Raw genomic sequence first — 19,754 nt, 5'->3', positions numbered from 1 at the left:
CACCGCGGGCACCGGACAGGACGTCAGCGGGCCGCGGTGCTCCGGGCGTACCGGGCACGCGGCAGGGCCACGGGACCGGCCGGAGCCGCGGGCTGCGCCACGGCGGTCCCGGCGTCCAGCAGCTCCTGGACGCAGCGCGCCACACCGCGGGCCGTCGGCTCGTCGAAGAAGGCGTTGAGGTCGATCTGCACGCCGTGGCGCTCGCGCAGCCGCGTCGTCAGCCGGATGGCGAGCAGCGAGTGGCCGCCGATGTCGAAGAAGTTGTCGTCCACCGCGACGCCGGGCACTCCGAGCACTTCGGCGAGCAGCGTCACCACCTCGCCCTCCAGCGGGGACATCTCCGCGTCCGGGGCCGCGGCCCCGGCGGTGTGTGCGGGCGGTTTCGGCAGTGCGGCGCGGTCGATCTTGCGGTTCGGGTTCTTCGGCAGCTCGGGCAGCCGCAGCAGGACCGGCGGGATCATGTACCGGGGCAGCCAGTCGGCCAGGTAGGCGGTCAGTTCCTGCGGGGAGGGCGCGCCCGCGTAGTACCCGACGAGGCGTTTGTGCCCGGCGCTCTCGTCCACCAGGGTTAGCGACTCCCGCACCTCGGGATGCGAGAGGACGGCGGAGTCGATGTCGCCCAACTCGATCCGGTAGCCGCGGATCTTGACCTGGAAGTCGATGCGGCCCAGGAAGTCGAGCATGCCGCCCGGCAGCCAGCGCACCTGGTCGCCGGTCGCGTACATCCTCGCCCCCGGTTCGTCGCCGAACGGGTCGGGCAGGAACGCTCCGGCAGTCAGTTCCGGCCGACCGAGATAGCCGCGGCCGAGCCCGTCGCCACCGATGAAGAGCTGGCCGGGGACACCCACCGGCACCGGGCGCAGCCACTCGTCGAGCACATACACCCGGGTGTTGGCGATGGGCCGGCCGATCGGCACCCGCCACGTCCCCTCCGGCACCTCGCGGACGGCGAAGGTGGCGGCGATGCTGGTCGACTCGGTCGGGCCGAAATCGTTGATGAGCAGGGGTCCGCCGAGCTCGACGACCTCCCTGGCGCGCTTGGGGTCCATCGTGTCGCCGCCGACCACGAGTTCCCTGGCACCCTCGAACACCGTCGGGTCGTACGCCGCGACCTCGGTGAACAGGGGCGTCGCGAAGACGACGGTGTCGACCCCGCCCGCGCGCAACGCCTCGCCGAGCACCGGCGGATTGAGCACCGTGGCCTGGTCGAAGCCGTGCAGCACGGCCCCGTTCAGCATGGCGCCCCAGATCTCCAGGGTGGCCGCGTCCCAGGCGGCGTTGGAGATCTGCGCCATCTTGTCGCCCGGTGCGATGTCGATGAAATTGGTGTTGCGCACCAGGCGGATCACGTTGCGGTGGGTGATGCAGATGCCCTTGGGCCGGCCCGACGAGCCCGAGGTGTACATCACATACAGCAGCGACTGGGGACCGGCTCCGCCGTCCACAGCGACGTCGTACGCGGGGTCGGCGGCGATGCCGGGACGCAGGTACGCGTCCACGTGGACCACGGGCACCGTGACGTCCACGCCGGGCAGCCGGTCAGCGGACGGCGTCAGCACCACGGCCGGACGCGCCGCGTCCAGGATCTGCCGCAGGCGCCGCCCGGGGTGGGAAGGGTCGAGCGGCAGGTAGGCGCCGCCTGCCTTCACCACGGCGAGCATGGCGACAACCACGGCCGGGTCCCGGTCCACGTACAGGCCGACCAGGGTCTCCGGGCCGACGCCCAGCTCCCTGAGGCGGGCCGCCAGCGCGTTGGAGCAGCGGTCCAGCTCCTGGTAAGTGCAGCGGAAGTCGCCGTACACCAGGGCGAGTGCGTCCGGCGTCGCGCGCACATGCTCCGCGAACAGGGCGGTGAGCGTGCTGTCCTTCGGGTAGGCGGTGGCGGTCTCGTTCCAGCCGGCGGCCTCGCGCTGCTCGGCCTCCGAGGCGTGCGGCAGCAGCCGCAGGGGCTCGGCGGGTGCCGCCGAGACCTGGGCGGCGAGCTGGGTGAAGTGGCCGGCGAACCGGTCGATCGTCGTGCGGTCGAACAGGTCGGTGCTGAAGGTGATCACGCCCTCCAGGCCGTCACCCGCCTCGGAGAGTGTCATCCCGAGGTCCGTCTGCGAGGCTCTGCGCGACAGCTCGACCGACTCCACCGCCAGGTCGCCGAGCCGGGCGCGCAGGCCGCCCTTGCCGGTCTGCAGCGCGCCGAGCCCGTCCTGGCCCAGCAGATGGGTGTTGGTGAGGCTGAACATGACCTGGTAACCGGGAGAGCGGGAGGCGTCCCGGTGCAGCCGCAGCCGCTGTACGAGCGCCGGGAAGGGCATCTCCTGGTGTGCGAGCGCGCCCACCACCGTCCGCTTGGTCTCCCGCACGAGCTCGGTGAACGTCGCCTCCTCGGTCACCCGCGAGCGGATGAGCAGCGGGTTCACGAAGTAGCCGATCACGTCGTGCAGGTCCGCGTCGTGCCGTCCCGAGCCGGGCACGCCGACGAGGAAGTCCCTCTCGCCCGTGTAGCGGTGCACCAACAGCTGGAAGACCGACAGCAGCGTGACGAACAGGGTGGACTCCTCGGCCTCCGCGCGGCGCCGCAGTTCCTGTGTGACGCCGGGGTCCAGGGCGAACGTCACTGTGTCGCCGCGGTGGCTCTGCACGGGGGGCCGCGGCCGGTCGGCGGGCAGTTCGAGGACGGGCTCGCAGCCGTCCAGCTCCGCCTTCCAGTACTCCCAGAGCCGCTCACCGCGGGGCGACTCCAGCAGCCGCTGCTGGCGGTCGGCGAGCGAGAGGTATGCAGCTTCGGGCGGCTCGGGCAGTGCCGGGCCCTCCCCTCGCTCCGCCGCGTAGAGACGAGCCAGTTCGTCGGTGAGCAGCGCCATCGACCACATGTCGGCGGCGACGTGGTGGAGCGTCAGCGACAGGATGTCGCCGTCGGATCGACGCAGCAGGAGCGCGCGCAGCACGCGGCCTTCGTCGAGCGCGAACGGTGTGCCGTCGCAAGCGCGCTCCAGACGGGCGGCGAGGGCGTCCTTGCCCAGGGTGTGCCCGTCCTCCACCGTGAAGTCGACGTCCAGGTGGGGCAGCACCGTCTGGTACGGCTCACCGTCCGCCCAGCGCAGGGCGGTGCGCAGCACGGGATGGCGGTCGACGAGGCGCTGGAAGGTGCGGTGCAGGGCGTCGGGGTCGACGTCCGCGAGCAGCCGCACGGCGAGGGAGATGTGCAGGGCGGACGTACCGGGGTGCTGCTGTTCCATGAAGACCATGGCCTGCTGGTTCGTGGTCAGCGGCAGGCGTTCCCCGGGTGCGGCCGGCGCCGGCCGCGCGACCGGCGCGGCCGGGGTGTCCAGGGTGAGGTCGTCGACGGCGGCGCCGGCGAGCAGCTCCGCCAGCGACAGCTCCACGCCTGTCGTCTGCGCGACGGCGGCCTGGAGCTCCACGGCGGCCAGCGAGTCCAGGCCCTGCCCGACGAGCGGCGCCGTGCGGTCCACGCTGACGCCCAGGCGCCGTGTGGCCAGATCGGTGACGACGGCGCGCAGGGCGTCCGGGTCCGGCTGCCGCCCCGGGGTGGCAGCCGTGGGCACGGCGCTTGCGGCGGCGGTCGCCGCGGTGGCCGCCCGCGGCGGCGTCCCGGACGGCTCCGGGCCGCCCGTGTCGGACCTCCGCACCACCTTGATCGTGCCGGTGGCGAGCGCCGCGCGGGTCGCGGAACGCTGGATCTTTCCGCTGGTGGTACGCGGGATGCCGCCGGGCCGCACGAGCACCACCGAGCCGGGTGCCACAGCGTGCTCCCGTACCAGCGCGGCTCGCACGGCTCCGATCACCTCGTCGGCCGTCTCCGCCACATGGCCGTGCGGCGTCTCCAGGACGAGACAGATCTCCTCACGGCCGTCCTGTTCGACGGCGAAGGCGGCGGCGCCGCGCCGCAGCGTGTCGTGGGCGGCGAGCGCGGTCGTCTCCAGGTCCTGCGGGTAGTGGTTGCGGCCGCGGACCACGATCAGGTCCTTGCTGCGGCCGGTGACGTACAGGTGGCCGTCGCGCACGAAGCCGTAGTCCCCGGTGCGCAGGTAGGTGCGTTCCTCGCCGGCCGGCCGGGCCCCGAACGTGCCGTCGGCGGCGGGGTCGCCCCAGTAGCCGTCGGCCACGTTCTCGCCGGCCACCCAGATCTCTCCGACGGCGCCAGGGGGGCAGGCCCTGCCGTGCTCGGCGTCGGCGACAGTGACGTCCAGGTCTACGGCGACGGGCCCGCAGTCGACGACGGGAAGCCCGTCGGCCGCCGGCTCGGGGAGGCGGCCGGGACCCAGCGAGTCCGCGGCGAAGGTATGGGCGATGTCCTCGTCGCCCACCCGCCTGCCGGACACCATCAGCGTCGCTTCGGCCAGCCCGTAGCAAGGGAAGAAGGCCTCGCGGCGGAACCCGAGTGGCGCCATGCGGGCAGCGAACCGCTCCAGCGTCCCCGCTCGCACCGGCTCCGCGCCGTTGAACGCCACCTGCCAGCGGGACAGGTCGAGCCCGGCGAGACGCTCCTGCGGAATGCGGTCCACGCACAGGTCGTAGGCGAAGTTCGGCCCGCCGCTGATGGACGCACCCAGCTCGGATATCAGTTCGAGCCACAGCAGCGGCCGTGTGATGAACGCCGTCGGAGCCAGCAGCGTCGCCGGGGCTCCGGCGTAGACGGGCTGCAGGATGCCGCCGATCAGGCCCATGTCGTGGTACGGCGGCAGCCAGCTCACCACACCCGTGTCAGGACCGGATCCGAACCGTTCCTGGATCTGGGCCGAGTTGACCACCAGATTGCGATGGGTGACGCGTACGCCGCGCGGTGTCCCCGTCGAGCCGGAGGTGTACTGGAGGAACGCCACACTGTCCCCGTCGATGCGGGGCCGCCGCCAGTCGTCCGCTGCGGGAAGGTCGCCGTCGACCGAGATCAACTGAAGCCCCGGCGCCCGCAGTTCCTCGGCCAGCTCGGCGGCGCGCGCCAGCTCGCTGCCCGGTACCAGCGCGGCCGCGGGTCGTGAGTCGGCGAGCACGGCCAGGTGCCGGGCCGAGTACTTGCCGCCGCTCGGGGGGTACAGCGGGACCGCGACGGTGCCCGCGTACAGGCAGCCGAGGAACGCGACCACGTAGTCCAGGCCTGGTGGCAGCAGTACGAGGACCCGCTCGCCGGTGAGTCCCCTGGCGGCGAGCATCGCGCCCACCGACCGGGCACGGGCGTCCAGTTCGGGGAAGGTCAGCGAGGGCCGCTCGTCCCGGTCGGGGCTCACGAAGGTGTAGGCGGTGCCGCCGCTGAGCGTCGCACGCTCGGCCACGACGTCCACGAAGGTCGGGGCGCGCCTGACGGAGAGGTCCGTGGGTGGGGCGCTGGTGCTCGGCAGGTACATGACAGGGAGTCCTTAGGCGGATCGTACGGAGGTGTTGCCAGGGGACGTGCTCAGGCGGTGCGCCAGCGCATCCAGCGGCTGGCGCCGACCAGGCCGGCCGCGGTCATCGCGGCCAGGACGGCGATGTCGAACAGGAAGGTGGCGCCGAAGTCACCGACAAGGGCAAGGCGCAGGGACTCCGCCGCATACGTGGGCGGGAGCAGGTAGCCGAACACCTGGAGCGGAACCGGCAGCGACTCGATCGGGATGAGCACCGGGGCCACCAGCAGCAGCACGAAGATCATCAGGTTGACGATCACGAGCAGCAGGTCCATGCTGCGCACGAGCGTCCCGATGGCCAGTCCAATGGCCGACAGCGCCATGCAGGACAACGGCAGCACGAGCAGGAGCGCGGGCGAGATGACGAAGTCCGTGTCGTACATCAGCTTCGCCACGACCATCGGGGTGATCAGGCCCGGCAGGATCAGCAGCAGCCGGGAGAACACCATCGCCGCCAGGAACGAGATCCTGCTGATGGGCAGCGACGCGTAATACACCATCATCCCGTCCTGGCGCAGGACGCCGATGCGCTGGGCGAGCGTGCCGATACCCTCGTTGGCCACGGAGAAGATGGCCGCGCCGCTGACGATGAACAGCAGGCTCTGCTCGTCGGACAGACCATTGCCGATCCGGGTCAGGCCGAACACCATGGCCGTCGGCATCAGCAGGCCGAACATCAGCACCCACGACCAGGTGGTGCGGACCTCCAGCATCTGTTCCAGCCACAGGTACTTGAGGTCGGTTCCCATGCGTCGCAGCCGTGTTTTCGCACCACGGGCAGGCACCCCCTTCCCGCCCGGGGGCACCGGGCCCGCGGACGCGGCCTGTCGGGCCCGGACACCGGAAGCCGTCTCGTCGCCCGCCTCCCCGAAGGCGGAGGGCGGGGCGGGAGTCGTCACCGGTGCGCTCGCCGCCGTCGTCAGGACGGCTGTCGACGACGTCACCGCTCCCGCCGGCACGAGGCCGGCAGCGGTCTCGCTCGTCTCCGCGCTCGCCAGGCCCTCCGCGGCGTCCGGCTCCGTCGTCACCGAAGGGGCCGCATCCGGCCCCGAACGGCCGTCCATCGTCAGGTAGACGTCCTCCAGCGTCGGCCGGGTCAGCCGGAAGTCGGCCACCCGGTCCATCCCCACCTCGCCGTGGACGAGGCGCATGAGCTCCGGCATCCGTGCGGAGTCCGTCTGGACCAGGTAGCTGCCGTCCCGCTTGCCCGCGGTGATCGTGCCGACGGCGCCGAACCGTTCCCGCTCGTGCCGTGCCAGCCCGCCGTCGCCCTTGACGAACAGCTCCAGCCGGATGCTGTCGCCCAGCGCCTCCTTCAGACGGCCCGGCGTGCCCATCGCGGTGATGCGGCCACCGTTCATGACGGCGACCTGGTCGACGGCCGACTCGGCCTCCAGCACGTTGTGCGTGACGAGGACGACAGTCGTGCCGTCCGCGGCGCTGCGCCGCGACACCATGTCCCACACGAGCCGCCGGTTGTGCGGGTCGAGTTCGTTGGTCGGCTCGTCGAGGATGAGGAGTTTGGGCCGGCCCATGAGGGCCATGCCGAAGTTGACCAGACGCGTCATGCCGCCGCTGAGCTGGTCCACGTAGCGGTCCCTGACGTCGCCCAGGCCGAGTTCCTCGATGAGCTCGGCGGTCTGGCGGCGCGCGTCCGCCTCGGACTGGCCGCGCAGCCGACCGGTGTAGTGCAGCGCCCGCCGCACCTCGACCAGGCGCATCGACAGGCCGGTCTGCGGCAGGAAGCCGGTCATGGCCTTGACCTCGTCCGGCCAGGCGACGGCGTCGATGCCCTCGACCAGGATCTCGCCCGAGGTGGGGCGCACCAGGCCGAGGAGCTGCGACACCAGCGTGGTCTTGCCCGCGCCGTTCGCCCCCAGCAGCCCGAAGACCTGGCCGCGGGGAATGCTGAATGTCAGGTCGTCATTGGCCTTGACGAGCGTGTCCGAGCCCCCGGCCGGGAAGACCCGGGTCAGGTTGCGGACCTCGATGGCGTTGTCCCGTGAGACGTGGTTCATGGATCCTCAGATCTCTTCCGCCGCACGGGCGATGACGGAGTCCTCCGGCAGGAAGCCGAACGCGACCGGGACGGTGTCCCGCGGCCGCGGCCCCACCAGATCCCGCACCTGCGGGGTCAGACCGATGGTGTAGTCCGCTACGTCCACGCGCAGCCGGGTGCCGGCCGGGACCTCACAGCTGACGTCGAAACCGCGCGCACCGTAGTGGTGGAAGACGACGTCGTTCGCGCCTCCCGTTTGCTCCTTCATCGCCGCCCGGTCCAGGCGGGTGCCCGCGACCGTGCATGCGGTGAGAGGTTTCTGCGGCAGCCGCACCTGGATGCGCCAGGCGGGGCGCTGCGACTCGGCCCTGAAGCGGACCGTGCGGGTGCCGCCGCGCGTGGTGTCGTCCAGCACCGTGACCTCCGGGAGGGGGACGTCCAGCGCGGGCGCCTTCGCCACCATGGCCGGCTCGTCTCCGCGCGGAGGGAAGTAATCGTTCACGGCAGCCCGCTCCGGGTCGTCGCCCAGCGCTCTGCGCGTCCAGGCATCGGGTGCCGGGTCGCCGCTGAACCACAGCGTCCTGGCCTTCACGTCATCGCGTACGTACAGCAGCGAGTCGGGCCTCGGCCGCTCCGCGCTGAACCCGTGCCGGACGACGCCGGTGCCCAGAAGGGCCAGCGCGACACCGGCCGCGACGACGGCACTCAGTCCGGTGGCCGGCAGCCGGACCAGCAGCGGCAGGGCCGAGACCAGACCGGCCGTGACGAAGACCATGGACACCGAGGCGAGCGGAATGCCGAGCGCCGTCAGCAGGCTGCCGGTGAGCGGCACGAAGAGAACGACGGCGACGGCGGGCCCGGCCGACCACAGCAGCGCACCGGCCCACATCTCCCGCGTCCCGGCCGCCGTCTCGCCCTTCGCGCGTCCCTCGGTCCGGCAGATCCACCACAGCGAGGGCAGCGCAGCGAGCAGTGGCCACTGCAGGAGATAGCCGGCACCGGGCAGCAGCAGCGTCAGGACCGCGAGCAGCAGGCCCGCGAACAGCAGCACGCCACCCGTCGTCTCGGCCGGACGCAGCCGGCGCAGCACCTTGGCCGCCGTCAGCAGGACGCCGCCCACGATCGCGCCGAACGCCGCCACGAACCAGCTCCGGTTGTACGGCTCGGCCAAGGGCAGCGTGGCCAGGTCGGGTGCGAGCAGCAGTGCCAGCGTCCACAGCCCGTGGACCACGGCACCGGCCGCCACCAGCGTGCCGAGTGCCGTCCCCGCCGCCGCGACGACCCGCAGGGGACGCAGGGCGGACCGGCGTGCCCCCCACACCAGCAGGCCGGCGAGCACCGTCAGCGTGACCCCGGCCAGCGGCAGCGCCCACGACACCGGGTAACGCACGAGGACCCGCGCGAACAGGTCGAAGTAGACCCCGTTCTCGCCGCGGAGCTGCTCCGCGTCGGCGCCGTCCAGGGCCCGCACCATGCCGACCATGGCCTCACCGTGGTGCTGCATGCTGTCCCGGTCGAGCTGTTCGACCGTGTCGGAACGCGAGTGGTAGTCGTGGAACCCCTCGATGAAGGCGGAGTTCAGGCCCGCGACGCCCTCTTTGCGGAAGACGGTGAAGTCGCTGTCGTTGGGCAGCCGCTTGTAGACCTCGTACGCCAGCGAGTTGGCGACCGGGCGGGGGTTCGCCTCGGCGAACAGGTCGATCAGCGGCAGATTCCCCTCGCCGGTCTCGAACAGCATCACCGGGCCGCCGCTGCCGCGCGCCTCCCAGTTGAGCACCGCACCGAACTCATCGAGTCCGTGCTTCCGGGTGAAGAACTCGGCTCCCAGCGCCCCGAGTTCCTCCCCGTCGCTGAAGAGGAAGACGACGTCGTTCCTGACCCCGCCGGACGCCTTGAGGGCGCGCAGCGTCTCCAGCATGGCCGCCACCGCGGCCCCGTCGTCCGATGCCCCCGGCCCGTTCGGCACGGAGTCGTAGTGGGCGACGAGCAGCAGCGCACCGCCCGCGTCGCCCTGACCGTCGCGCCCGTCCTGCCCGTCCTGCCCGTTCTCGCCGGGCAGCCGGGCGATCACGTTGTGCACGGTCGCGGACGGGAACGGGCTGCCCATGTCGGGCTGTACGACCTCGCCCGACTGGACGACGACTTCTGCCCCCAGCTCCCGTGCCGTCCGCGCGAGGTACTCGCGGACCCGGGTGTGCTCCGCGGTCCCGAGCGGATGCGGCTTCCGGGCGAACTCGGTCAGGTACTCGGCCGCTCGGGCCGCCGAGAACTCTCCTTGTGGCGCGTCCGTCCCCTTCGCGGGCGGCGGCTGCAGCGCCAGTGTGCCCAGCAGCGCGAGGAGCGCCAGAAGCGATGACACAGCAAGCAGCACCAGGGGGTGGCGTCGCCGGGGGAGCACCACGCCGGGCGCGGCCGGCCTCACGTCGGTGGGGGCAGAGGACGTCGTGGTCATGGCGTGTCAGCACCCTGCAGTTCGGGTTCCTCGGGAGCGACGAAGTCGACCTCGGCGGCCGTTTGGAGGCGGATCTCGTACGGCCGGCGCTCGACGTAGACGCCGTAGCCGTCGAGGATGCGGTGGTGATGGTCGATGATCGCCTCAAGGGGGAGATGCTTCGCCGGAGTCGAGTGGCCGTCGGAGACCAGAGTCACGTCGTACCCGAGGGTCACGGCCTTGCGGCAGGTGGAATCGATGCACAGTTCGGTGACCAGGCCGGCAACCACCAGGTGCCGGATGCCGTGCGAGCGCAGCAGCTCGTCCAGCCGGGTCTCGTGGAAGGCGTCACATTCGACCTTGCGTACCTTCAGGTCCCCCTCTTCCACGCCGAGTCGGGGGTCGATCTGCCACTCCTCGGAGTCGACGTCGCCGAGGTCGTCGTCCTGCACATGGACGACGGGGACCCCGAGTTCACGCGCCTTCGCGGCGAGCGGACGCAGCCGGTCCAGCAGGGAGTCCGCCTCGGGTACCGCGTCTTCTCCGTTCAGCAGGCCTACCTGGAGGTCCACCAGGACAAGTGCCGTAGTCATCTGACTGATCTCTTTCGGTCGGGTGGGATCGGGTGGCGGCCGGGGCCGGTGCTGCTCGGGAGCGCGTCGGTGTGTCACCACCGAACGTGCGCGACGAACCGCACCGGCCCGGCACAGGTGCATGCCTGCGCCGATCAGGCTGATCGCTGGGAATGGAGCCCAAACCCGCTCGGTGCGGCGGAATCAGTTGAACATCGCCTGCATGGTTTCGTGGGTCGCCTTCTTCAACTGGTCCTGCTCGCTGCCCCAGCAGGTGTTGAGGATGATCCGCGTCTTGTCGGCGTTCAGCGGAATCGTGCGGTGCAGGGTGGTGTCCGACCGCAGGAAGTACATCTCGCCGGTGGCGTGCGGGTACGTGCTGATCGGGTGCTTGGCGAGGTACTCGTGGACCCGCGGGTTCTCCTTGTCCCAGTCCGTGTGCGGAACGGCCTGGAGCTGCCCGCCGAACTCCGGGCCCGGCGCCTCGATGATCCAGATGACGGTGAAGCTGAAGTCGCCCCAGTGCCAGCCGTGCGTGTCACCCTGCTTGTGCTGGCGGATGAGGACGTACTTCTCCTCGTCCCAGGGGCAGGGCAGGACCGGCTGGCCGGCGATGCGGGACAGAGTGCCCATCATCGCCTCGGAGTTGTAGACGGCCCGGACGAGTTCGCTGTCGGTCTCGATGGCCTTCTGGCTCACCGTGCTCATGAAGCGCGGCGAGTTGCTGGTCTCTTTCAGGTGGATGTCGATGCGCTGCTGGTGCAGGTCCAGCAGCCTGTGGCACTCCTTCGTGATGGTCGCGAAGAGGTCCTTCGAGACGAAGTTCGACAGCTTCACGTAGCCGTTGCGCCGGAAGCTCTGCGACAGCTCACGCAGCGCGGCGTCGTCAAAAGCGCCCGCGAAGTGGTTCGCCAGCTCCTTCTCGATCTGCGCCGGGGCAATCTCGTCGAATGACATGTGTTTCTCCCTGCTTTCACGCCGAAGCCCGTTGGCGGAAATCCGTCGGGCGATTCGTGAGTGAACCTACGGGGCGCCGAAGAGGCCCACAAGGAAAGGGGCAGTAACCCGGGCCTCCGTTGCCGGTGGCGAACGCATCCTGCCCACTGCTGTCGTAACTGCCGGAAGTCTGCCGCCCAACCGCCTTGCGCTGCGCCCCGGACGAAATCATCCTCAAGTGAGGCCATACCGCGCTCATAACCGCCATGTGGGGGAGACGACGAGATGAACGAACCCCTGGAGCCGACGCGGAGCGTTTCTCCACGGGACCAGGTCGAAGCTCTCCTGGGGGACCTGGTCCACAGCGAGGGCACGCCCTCCGACCCCCTCGGCCGCGCGCAGGTCAGCGGTCTGCGTACGGTCCTCTGCCTCCTCGACGCAGAGGAACAACTCCTCACGTCCGGGCAGCGGCTCGCGCGCCTTCGCAAGGCCCGTGCCCACGCCCGCACCACCACCTTCCTCACCGCCTACCTGCTCAACGACGCCACCCTCCCCGTCGGCCCTGACGAATAAGGGAATTCGGGACGGGCGGCTCCGCGACTCGAAGCCGTCGCGTTTTCTTTCCAGATATTCCTTTACATCGACGGGAGAGCTGTGTCCGCAGAAGCATCGGGGATGCATTCCGGGCTCGGGTCCTATGTGCGACTGCTGAGATCGCCCGGTGCGGCAACATTGGCGCTCTCCGGGATGATCGGTCGATTTCCGATTGCCATGCGTTCCATCAGCTGCCTGATGCTGGTCTCGGCTGTCACCGGATCGCTGGCCGAGGCCGGGACGGTGGCGGCGGCGATGCTGGTCTGCCAGGGGGTGGCAAGTCCGGTGCTCGGCCGTCTGGCCGACCGGACGAGCCAGCGGCGGGTGCTGCTCACCGCATGCCTGGCGCACGCGGTGGGGATGGCGTCGCTGCTGGTGTCGATCGCGCTCGAGGCTCCGCTCTGGGTGCTGATCGCCGGGGCGGCTGCCGCCGGGTGCACCTCCGTGTCGTTCGGCTCGTTCGTACGGGCACGGTGGGCGGCGATGGTCGCCCCCGAGTCCCTCCGGACCGCCTACGCCATGGAGTCCATGCTGGACGACACGATCTTCCTGCTCGGGCCGCTGCTGGCCACGGCGTTGGCATCGGCGGTGCACCCGGTCGCGGGTCTGCTCACGTGCTGGGCGCTGCACACCATCGGCTCCATGGCGGTCGCCCTGCACAGCAGATCCGAGCCGGCGTCCGAGCCGGTACCGGGCCGCAGCCCCGTACGAGCGATCACCGTGACCGGGGTGTGGGTGCTGACGCTCGCGTATGCCGGAATGGGCTTCCTGTTCGGCGCCGTGGACGTCTCGATGATCGCGTTCGCCGAGGAGCAGGGGACACCCTGGTTCGGCGGCGTACTCCTTGCTCTGATCGCAGCCGGCAGTCTGGTTTCCGGCCTGGTCTACGGAGCGGTCGACTGGCGTGTCCCGCAGGACAGGATGCTCTCGATCACCACGTGCTTCCTGATACTCAGCGCGATCCCCCTCGCCCTCACGGACTCGTCTCTCGTGATGGCCTTCCTCGCCGTCATCGCGGGCGTAGCCATCTCGCCCGCGCTGATCTCGGGAAGCACCCTCCTCGAGTCGGTGGCTCCGCAGGGCTCCCTCTCGGAGTCGTTCTCATGGCTCACCAGCGCCGGGGCCTTCGGCATCGGCTCGGGCACGGCAGTGGGCGGGGCGCTTTCCGACATGAACGGTTCCGCGCACGGGGTGTGGGCGGGCGTCGGCGGCGGGGTCGTCGCCGTGACACTCAGCGTCGCGGGCCGGCGGGCGCTGCGGCAGGGCAAGCCGGACGTGCAGCCGGCATCGACATGGGCGGTATCCGAACAGTGAACGATGAGGACAGAGTTGTGAACACAGCGCATTCTGTGTCGGGGCGGGACACTCTCGGGGGCCTACCGGTTCCCCGCATCTCGTTCGACGAATTCATGGCCTTCGGGCGGCGTGCCCTCATCCGGGCCGACGTTCCAGTGATCATCACCCTGCCGAAGGGCACCGAGGGCCTGGGCCGGGAAGGCGTGGCCGAGCGCCTCGGCGACATGACGGTGACCCTGTTCACCGAACCGAGCAACAAGCAGAACTCGGAGCGATGGACCACCGAGGAGATCAAGCTCCGCGAGTTCTTCGAGAACGACAAGTACCTGACCGACCCCGGTACGTGGAACCGCATCGTCTCCAACTTCCGCAACAGCCCGGCCGACGTCAACGCGATCCTCGGGTTCGACGCCGGAAAGCTCTTCGACTACCGGGGCCCGATGAACGCCGCCAACCTGTGGATCAGCCACCAGGGGGTGTTCACCCAGAGCCACTTCGACGAGCTGGAGAACTTCAACATCTGCCTGGAGGGCCGCAAACGGTTCGTGCTGGCGCCCCCCGGGTTCTGGGAGTACTACCCCAGGTCGCTCAAGGGAGGGTTCGGCGACAAGTCGCAGGTCTTCGACTTCGACGACGTGGACTGGGCACGCCACCCGAAGGTGGCCGCCAAGCTCGCCCAGCGGCGCGAACTGGTCCTGGAACCAGGACAGATGCTCTACCTCCCGCTGGGGTGGTGGCACCAGGCCGAGTCGCTGGACGAGATGAACATCAACATGAACTTCTGGCTGCGTGACGCGAAGATCTTCCGTCGGCCCTACGTGCTGGGCGTGGCGCTCTACACCGCGGTGTTCCGGAAGCTCAAGGGCGTCTACAACTACGAGCCGGCGGTGACGAGTTCATGAGCGAACGCAAGACCATCACCCCCACCCACCGGTACCGCAACAACGACAAGCTGATCGGAATCGGCAACGAATTCTGGGACATGTCGGAACGCAACGGCCTGGCCGGAATCGTGGCCGACCTCGACGCCGGCTCGGGCGTGCTCCGCGCCACCGAGGGGCATGAATTCATCGCCGACGGCCATGAGTTCGTCAACTTCAGCTGCTGCTCGTATCTGGACCTCGACTCGCACCCCGAGGTGATCGAGGGCGGCATCGACGCGATGCGCCGCTACGGCGTGCTCGACCACTGCATCGCCCGCAGCCGGGTCCAGATCCCCGCCATGCGGGAACTGGAGACGTCCCTGGGTGAGCTGTTCGGCGCCCAGGTCGTCTGCTCCATCGCCGCCAGCACCGCGACGTTCGGCCTGCTCCCGCTGATCGCCTCCGGCCACCTGGGCAACGGCACCCGGCCCTTGATGATCTTCGACAAGAACGCCCATGTGTCGATGGCCGGCCTCAAGCCGGTCTGTGCCGACGAGACCGAGGTCGTCACCTCACGCCACCACGACCTCGACTTCATCGAGGACATGTGCAAGAAGTACGCCAAGGTCGCCTACGTCTGCGACGGCAGCGACAGCCTGGGCGGCTACGCACCGGTCAAGGAACTGGCCGAGCTCCAGGACAAGTACGGTCTGCTGGTCTACTACGACGACTCGCACTCCCTGTCGGCCTACGGCGAGCGCGGCGTCGGCTACGTCCGTACGCACAGCCCGATCCAGGACGAGCGCACCATCACGGTGGTCACCCTGAACAAGGCGTTCGGCACCAGCGGCGCGGCGATCGTGCTCGACGGGCAGTCGAAGAAGACCCTGCGCGTCATCGAGCGATTCGGTGGCGCCCTGAACTACTCGCAGCTGCTGAACACCGCGTCGGTCGGTGCGAGCCTCGCCTCGGCAGAGATCCACCGGACCGGCGAGCTGACCACCCTGCAGAACCGCCTCTACGCGAACATCGAGCTCTTCGACTCGCTGGTCCGCACGGAGCAGGCCGGCAGCACGTTCCCGATCCGCCTCGTGCCGATGAGCGACGCGACGGTGATCGAGGCGGGCCGTCGCGTGATCGAGGCCGGTTTCTACGTCTCGCCGGTGTTCTTCCCGATCGTCGCACGCGGTACGGCAGGACTGCGCGTCATGATGCGGGCGGGCCAGACCGAGCAGCAGATCCGCGATCTGTGCGATGTGCTGGTCGAAGCGGGCGCCGAGGCGGCCGCCCCGCTGTCCGGGGAGGCGGTCCTGTGACGAGCACGGCCCGGGCGATCCCGCGCAGCATCCTGTACACCCCCGCGCTCTCCCTCGACCGAGTGGTCAAGGCCTGGTCGTACGACGCGGACGTGCACCTGATCGACCTGGAGGACGGAGTCCCGCCGCAGGAGAAACCCGCGGCGCGCGACGTATGCCGGGTGGCCCTCGACAAGGCGCCGGAACCGGAGAACGTCGCCGTGCGCGTCAACGGACTCGGCACCATCGAGGCGGTCCACGACATCGAGTTGCTCGCCGAGTCACCGGTCCGGCCCGGCTTCGTCGTGATGACGATGGTGAAGTCCGCGGTCGAGGTGAGGCTGATGCGCGACACCCTCGCCTCGGCAGGGCAGCGTCCGCAGATCTACGTGACCCTGGAGACCCCGGAGGCCGTCGCCGGCGTCGACGAGGTCGCGGCGGCCGCCGACGGGCTGATCCTCGGTTCCGCCGACCTGGCCGCCACCCTGGGCATCGAGATCACCTGGGCGGGCCTGCTCGCGACCCGGCAGGCGATGGTCATGGCCTGTGCTCGCTACGGCACCGCCTGCATCGACACCGGTAACTTCCGGCTCACCGAGCCGCTCGTCCTGGCCGAAGAGATCGCGCGGGGGCGCGAACTCGGCTTCCAGGGCAAGGCGACCGTGCACCCCGGTGAGCTGGACGCCATCAACCGGGCCCTGCGGCCCGACCCGGAGGGGCTTCGCACGGCCCGGCGGGTCTCCGACGCGGTACAGGCCGCGGGTGAGGGAATCGCGGTCCTGGACGGGAACATGATCGGCCCGCCGTTCGCCCGGATGGCCCGGATGACGGTGGCACTCGGGGACGCCTGGGCTGGTCGGTTCGGCCGGGCCGGCAGCAATCGTGAAGGGATGGACCATGACCGTCATTGAGGAGGCGACCGCCCCGAGGCCGGGTGCCGTCCGGGCCGTCTCCGTCGCCGTCATCGGCACCGGGGCGATCGGCCAGGACCTGGTCAGCAAGATCCACCAGTCCGACGTACTCGAATGCGGCCTGGTGGCCGGGCGCAGTCCGGAGTCCGCCGGCCTGCAGCGCGCACGCCGGCTCGGCTACGCCACCACGGCCGGGGGGATCGACGCGGTCCTCGCGGCGCCACGCCCGTTCGACGTGGTGTTCGACGCCACCAACGCCGCCGCGCACGTCGAGCACTGGCGGCTGCTCCAGCCGCTGGACACGCTGCTGATCGACCTGACGCCCAGCAAGGTCGGGCAGATGGTGGTGCCGACCGTGACCGGGACGCACGCCCCGACCGAGCGCAACATCAGCCTGATCAGCTGCGGCGGCCAGGCGTCGACCCCGATCGCGCACGCGTTGGCCGGCCGGTTCGAGGTGGAGTACATCGAGGTCGTCTCCACGGCGGCCAGCACCATCGCGGGCCGCGCCACCCGGCTCAACCTCGACGAGTACGTGGCGACGACCCAGCACGCCATCAGCACGTTCTCCGGCGTGCGCGACACCAAGGTGCTCCTCAACATCAGCCCGGCAGTGCCCCCGGCGACCTTCCGGACGACCGTCCACGCGGTCGTCCCCGGGGCCACCGCCGAGGCGGTACGTGCCGTGGTCGACGAAGCGGCCGCGCGGGTACGGGCGTTCGCGCCCGGCTACCAGGTCATCGGCTGCACGGTGGAGGGCGACCGGGTCGTGGTCTCCCTGGAGATCATCGCCAGGAGCGAGGTGCTGCCGCCGTACGCGGGCAACCTGGACATCATCAACTCGGCCGCCGTCATGGTCGCCGAGCAGCACGCGGCCCGGATCGCCCTGGCCGCAGGGACGAAGGTGGGCCGATGAGCGCCGTCGTGATCCATGACCCCACGTTGCGCGACGGCCAGCACGCGGTGCGACACCAGCTCGGTGTGGCGGCGCTGCGAGGGTACGCGCAGGCGGCCGACGCGGCGGGCGTCCCCGTGGTGGAGGTCGGCCACGGCAACGGCCTGGGCGCCTCCTCGCTCCAGGCCGGACGGGCAGCGGTCAGCGACGACGTGATGCTGTCCACCGTGCGGGAGGCCCTGAGCACCAGCAGGATGGGTGTGTTCATGCTGCCCGGCTGGGGGACCTCCGACGAGCTGCGCAAGGCGGTTGCGCACGGCACCGACGTGGTCCGTGTCGGCGTGCACTGCACCGAGACGTCACTGGCCGAGCGCCACCTCGAATTCCTGCGGGAGCAGCAGACCGAGGCACACTGCGTGCTGCTGATGAGCCACATGGCCACCCCCGGGGAACTGGCCGAGCACGCCGCGAACGCCGTCGAGTACGGGGCGCAGGCCGTGGGGATCATGGATTCCGCGGGCCACTTCCTGCCCCGGGACGTCGCCGAGCGGATCGGCGCGATGGCCGCGGCCGTGGATGTGCCGGTGATCTTTCACGGGCACAACAACCTCGGCATGGCGGTCGCCAACTCCGTGGCCGCCGCCGAGGCCGGGGCCGGGATCATCGACGGCTGTGCGCGCGGCTTCGGCGCCGGAGCCGGCAACACCCAGCTGGAGGTGCTCGTGCCGGTGCTGGAACGCACCGGGTTCACGACCGGCATCGACCTGTACGCACTCCTCGACGCCGCCGAGTTCGCCGAGCGCGAGCTGATGCCCGCGCCGCCGGTCACCGGCTCGCTGAGCATCGTCAGCGGTCTGGCCGGGGTGTTCTCCGGGTTCAAGCACCAGGTACTCGACCAGTCCGCGCGTGCCGGGGTCGACCCGCGCGACGTGTTCTTCGAGCTCGGCAGGCGGCAGGCCATCGCCGGGCAGGAGGACCTGATCCGGGACGTCGTGGCCGGCTTGAGCGAAAAGGCCGTCGCATGAGCGGGCAACTGATGATCGGCCCCGCGGACATGGCGGGCCGAGAGCGGCTGCTGCGGGTGATCGACGCGCTGGCCGATGTGTTCGTCGACCTGTCGGCGGGCCGTACCTCCTCGCCGCCCCGGACCGTCGTCCAGCACGGCCCGCAGCGGGAACTGCTGGCCGGGACGGCGGTCTGGGAACGGCGCGGGGTGGGCAGCGTCAAGATCACCACGCTCACCCCGGACAATCCGGAGCGCGGCCTGCCGCTGATCCACGGGGTGGTCGCGCTGACCGCCCTGGAGACCGGCCGGATCACCGCCCTCCTGGAGGGCGCCGAACTCACCGCCCTGCGCACCGGTGCGGTCGCGGCACTCGCGACCCGCCTGTGCGCACCGGAGGATGCCGAGGACCTGGCTGTCATCGGCGCCGGGGTGCAGGCCCGCGCGGTGGTGCGAGCGGTGTCCGCGGTGCGCCCGATCCGCTCCGTCCGGGTGTACTCACGCACCGCGGCCCGTACGCAGGAGTTCGCCCAGTGGATCCGCGACACGGCGGGCACCCCGGTGAGGGTCACGGTGTGCCGCACGGCCGAGGAGGCCGTCACCGACGCCGCGGTCGTCTGCACGACGACCTCCACCAGCGACCGTACGCCCCTCGTGGAGGCCGGCTGGGTGGCTCGGGGCGCGCACGTCAATGTGATCGGCGGGACGCATGAAGAAGCCCTTGAAGTCGCCCCGGCGCTCCTGGCGGACGCGTTCGTCGTCGTGGAGCAGCGGGTCGCGGCTGTCGAGGAGGCGGGCGAGGTGCGGGCCGCGCTGGCCGCCGGGCTGATCGGCGAGGACCGGCTCCACGAACTGGGCGAGCTGGTCAGCGCTCCGGCCGCGACCGGCGGCCGGACCTCGGTGTTCCGCTGCGTCGGCATGGCCATCGAGGACACGGCCGCGGCGGCAGCGCTGTACGAGGCCGCGAGCTGAGCCGGTTCGGGCATCGGCCCTGCCGGTCAGTCCGTCTCGCGGCAGCGGACCATGAAGGAGCGCTCGAACACTATGACGGCTTCGCCGGTCGACTTCGTGCCGGTCGTCTCGACCGTGATGATCCCTTGCCCGGGGCGGGAGTTGGACAGCCGTTTGCCGAGGATCCGGCTTGTCGCGTACAGAGTGTCACCGACGTACACCGGATCCTTCAGGCGCACCTTGTCCCAGCCGAGGTTGGCCACGGCACGCGCGGACAGCGCCTGTACGGTCATGCCGCCGACCAGGCACAGCGTGATGCCGCTGTTGACCAGCACCCGCCCGTACTCGGACCCCGCGCCGTAGTGCTGGTCGAAGTGCAGGGGATGCTGGTTCATGGTCAAGAGGGTGAGCCAGGTGTTGTCGGTCTCGGTGATGGTCCGCCCCGGCCAGTGCCGGATCACCATGCCGGCCTCGAAGTCCTCGTAATCACCGCCGTGCTCCTCGACGTACTCGTTGTGCTGGACGCGGCGCAGAGTCATGGGTCGATCTCCCCTGTGAAATACGGCGGTTGCTATGCGATCAGACCGTACGTCATCCAGATCACGGCAGGTCAGA

Annotated in this window: 14 protein-coding genes; 8 read left to right on the top strand and 6 right to left on the bottom strand. The window is 70.5% G+C overall.

The window, feature by feature from the left end:
• Positions 1-23: 23 nt before the first annotated feature.
• From ACH4G3_RS28775 to ACH4G3_RS28755, 5 genes are all read right to left on the bottom strand, one after another.
• Entirely contained in the window at positions 24-5,354 is a 5,331-nt protein-coding gene (locus tag ACH4G3_RS28775; protein WP_397627229.1) for an amino acid adenylation domain-containing protein, read from the bottom strand.
• 50 nt (positions 5,355-5,404) lie between these two features.
• Positions 5,405-7,411 (bottom strand): ATP-binding cassette domain-containing protein, encoded by a 2,007-nt coding sequence (locus tag ACH4G3_RS28770; RefSeq protein WP_397627228.1) that lies wholly within the window; start codon positions 7,409-7,411, stop codon positions 5,405-5,407.
• 6 nt (positions 7,412-7,417) lie between these two features.
• Entirely contained in the window at positions 7,418-9,844 is a 2,427-nt protein-coding gene (locus tag ACH4G3_RS28765; protein ID WP_397627227.1) for a M20/M25/M40 family metallo-hydrolase, read from the bottom strand.
• Positions 9,841-10,416, bottom strand: coding sequence for a cysteine hydrolase family protein (locus tag ACH4G3_RS28760; protein ID WP_397627226.1), 576 nt, complete (start codon positions 10,414-10,416; stop codon positions 9,841-9,843). The genes ACH4G3_RS28765 and ACH4G3_RS28760 overlap by 4 nt, the downstream gene beginning before the upstream one ends.
• Before the next feature lie 183 nt (positions 10,417-10,599).
• On the bottom strand, positions 10,600-11,352 hold the full coding sequence (locus tag ACH4G3_RS28755) for a HalD/BesD family halogenase (RefSeq protein ID WP_397627225.1): 753 nt from the start codon (positions 11,350-11,352) through the stop codon (positions 10,600-10,602).
• 264 nt (positions 11,353-11,616) lie between these two features.
• Between ACH4G3_RS28755 and ACH4G3_RS28750 the strand changes: the two genes are divergently transcribed.
• The 8 genes from ACH4G3_RS28750 (at position 11,617) to ACH4G3_RS28715 (ending at position 19,160) form a co-directional block, all read left to right on the top strand.
• Positions 11,617-11,904: a hypothetical protein gene (locus ACH4G3_RS28750; protein WP_397627224.1), complete on the top strand. Its 288-nt coding sequence runs from the start codon at positions 11,617-11,619 to the stop codon at positions 11,902-11,904.
• Positions 11,905-12,102: 198 nt separating this feature from the next.
• Positions 12,103-13,239 (top strand): MFS transporter, encoded by a 1,137-nt coding sequence (locus ACH4G3_RS28745; RefSeq protein WP_397627223.1) that lies wholly within the window; start codon positions 12,103-12,105, stop codon positions 13,237-13,239.
• 95 nt (positions 13,240-13,334) lie between these two features.
• The gene (locus tag ACH4G3_RS28740) at positions 13,335-14,123 is read left to right on the top strand and encodes a cupin-like domain-containing protein (RefSeq protein ID WP_397627222.1); all 789 of its coding nucleotides are present in this window, start codon (positions 13,335-13,337) and stop codon (positions 14,121-14,123) included.
• A complete protein-coding gene (locus tag ACH4G3_RS28735; protein ID WP_397627221.1) occupies positions 14,120-15,400 on the top strand; it encodes an 8-amino-7-oxononanoate synthase family protein in 1,281 nt (426 codons plus the stop codon). The genes ACH4G3_RS28740 and ACH4G3_RS28735 overlap by 4 nt, the downstream gene beginning before the upstream one ends.
• Complete coding sequence (locus ACH4G3_RS28730) at positions 15,397-16,290, top strand: HpcH/HpaI aldolase/citrate lyase family protein (protein ID WP_397627220.1); 894 nt, start codon at positions 15,397-15,399, stop codon at positions 16,288-16,290. Before ACH4G3_RS28735 ends, ACH4G3_RS28730 begins: the two co-directional genes overlap by 4 nt.
• Positions 16,277-17,206 (top strand): acetaldehyde dehydrogenase (acetylating), encoded by a 930-nt coding sequence (locus ACH4G3_RS28725; RefSeq protein ID WP_397627219.1) that lies wholly within the window; start codon positions 16,277-16,279, stop codon positions 17,204-17,206. The genes ACH4G3_RS28730 and ACH4G3_RS28725 overlap by 14 nt, the downstream gene beginning before the upstream one ends.
• Positions 17,203-18,210, top strand: coding sequence for a 4-hydroxy-2-oxovalerate aldolase (gene dmpG / locus ACH4G3_RS28720; RefSeq protein WP_397627218.1), 1,008 nt, complete (start codon positions 17,203-17,205; stop codon positions 18,208-18,210). Before ACH4G3_RS28725 ends, dmpG begins: the two co-directional genes overlap by 4 nt.
• Entirely contained in the window at positions 18,207-19,160 is a 954-nt protein-coding gene (locus tag ACH4G3_RS28715; protein ID WP_397627217.1) for an ornithine cyclodeaminase family protein, read from the top strand. The genes dmpG and ACH4G3_RS28715 overlap by 4 nt, the downstream gene beginning before the upstream one ends.
• A 26-nt stretch (positions 19,161-19,186) precedes the next feature.
• Here ACH4G3_RS28715 and ACH4G3_RS28710 read toward each other — a convergent pair whose 3' ends face one another.
• The gene (locus ACH4G3_RS28710; RefSeq protein WP_397627216.1) at positions 19,187-19,678 is read right to left on the bottom strand and encodes a MaoC family dehydratase; all 492 of its coding nucleotides are present in this window, start codon (positions 19,676-19,678) and stop codon (positions 19,187-19,189) included.
• Positions 19,679-19,754 lie beyond the last annotated feature (76 nt).

The sequence above is a fragment of the Streptomyces afghaniensis genome (genome assembly GCF_044327915.1).
Taxonomy (GTDB): domain Bacteria; phylum Actinomycetota; class Actinomycetes; order Streptomycetales; family Streptomycetaceae; genus Streptomyces; species Streptomyces afghaniensis.
This window is presented reverse-complemented; position numbering and strand designations above follow the sequence as displayed.

Excerpts from the sequence above, each read along its gene's own strand:
- ACH4G3_RS28735 (WP_397627221.1), top strand. The coding sequence starts at position 14,120 with ATGAGCGAACGCAAGACCATCACCCCCACCCACCGGTACCGCAACAAC.
- dmpG (WP_397627218.1), top strand. The coding sequence starts at position 17,203 with ATGAGCGCCGTCGTGATCCATGACCCCACGTTGCGCGACGGCCAGCAC.
- ACH4G3_RS28745 (WP_397627223.1), top strand. The coding sequence starts at position 12,103 with ATGCGTTCCATCAGCTGCCTGATGCTGGTCTCGGCTGTCACCGGATCG.
- ACH4G3_RS28740 (WP_397627222.1), top strand. The coding sequence starts at position 13,335 with ATGGCCTTCGGGCGGCGTGCCCTCATCCGGGCCGACGTTCCAGTGATC.
- ACH4G3_RS28715 (WP_397627217.1), top strand. The coding sequence starts at position 18,207 with ATGAGCGGGCAACTGATGATCGGCCCCGCGGACATGGCGGGCCGAGAG.
- ACH4G3_RS28760 (WP_397627226.1), bottom strand. The coding sequence starts at position 10,416 with ATGACTACGGCACTTGTCCTGGTGGACCTCCAGGTAGGCCTGCTGAAC.
- ACH4G3_RS28765 (WP_397627227.1), bottom strand. The coding sequence starts at position 9,844 with ATGACCACGACGTCCTCTGCCCCCACCGACGTGAGGCCGGCCGCGCCC.
- ACH4G3_RS28770 (WP_397627228.1), bottom strand. The coding sequence starts at position 7,411 with ATGAACCACGTCTCACGGGACAACGCCATCGAGGTCCGCAACCTGACC.
- ACH4G3_RS28775 (WP_397627229.1), bottom strand. The coding sequence starts at position 5,354 with ATGTACCTGCCGAGCACCAGCGCCCCACCCACGGACCTCTCCGTCAGG.
- ACH4G3_RS28750 (WP_397627224.1), top strand. The coding sequence starts at position 11,617 with ATGAACGAACCCCTGGAGCCGACGCGGAGCGTTTCTCCACGGGACCAG.
- ACH4G3_RS28725 (WP_397627219.1), top strand. The coding sequence starts at position 16,277 with ATGACCGTCATTGAGGAGGCGACCGCCCCGAGGCCGGGTGCCGTCCGG.
- ACH4G3_RS28710 (WP_397627216.1), bottom strand. The coding sequence starts at position 19,678 with ATGACTCTGCGCCGCGTCCAGCACAACGAGTACGTCGAGGAGCACGGC.
- ACH4G3_RS28755 (WP_397627225.1), bottom strand. The coding sequence starts at position 11,352 with ATGTCATTCGACGAGATTGCCCCGGCGCAGATCGAGAAGGAGCTGGCG.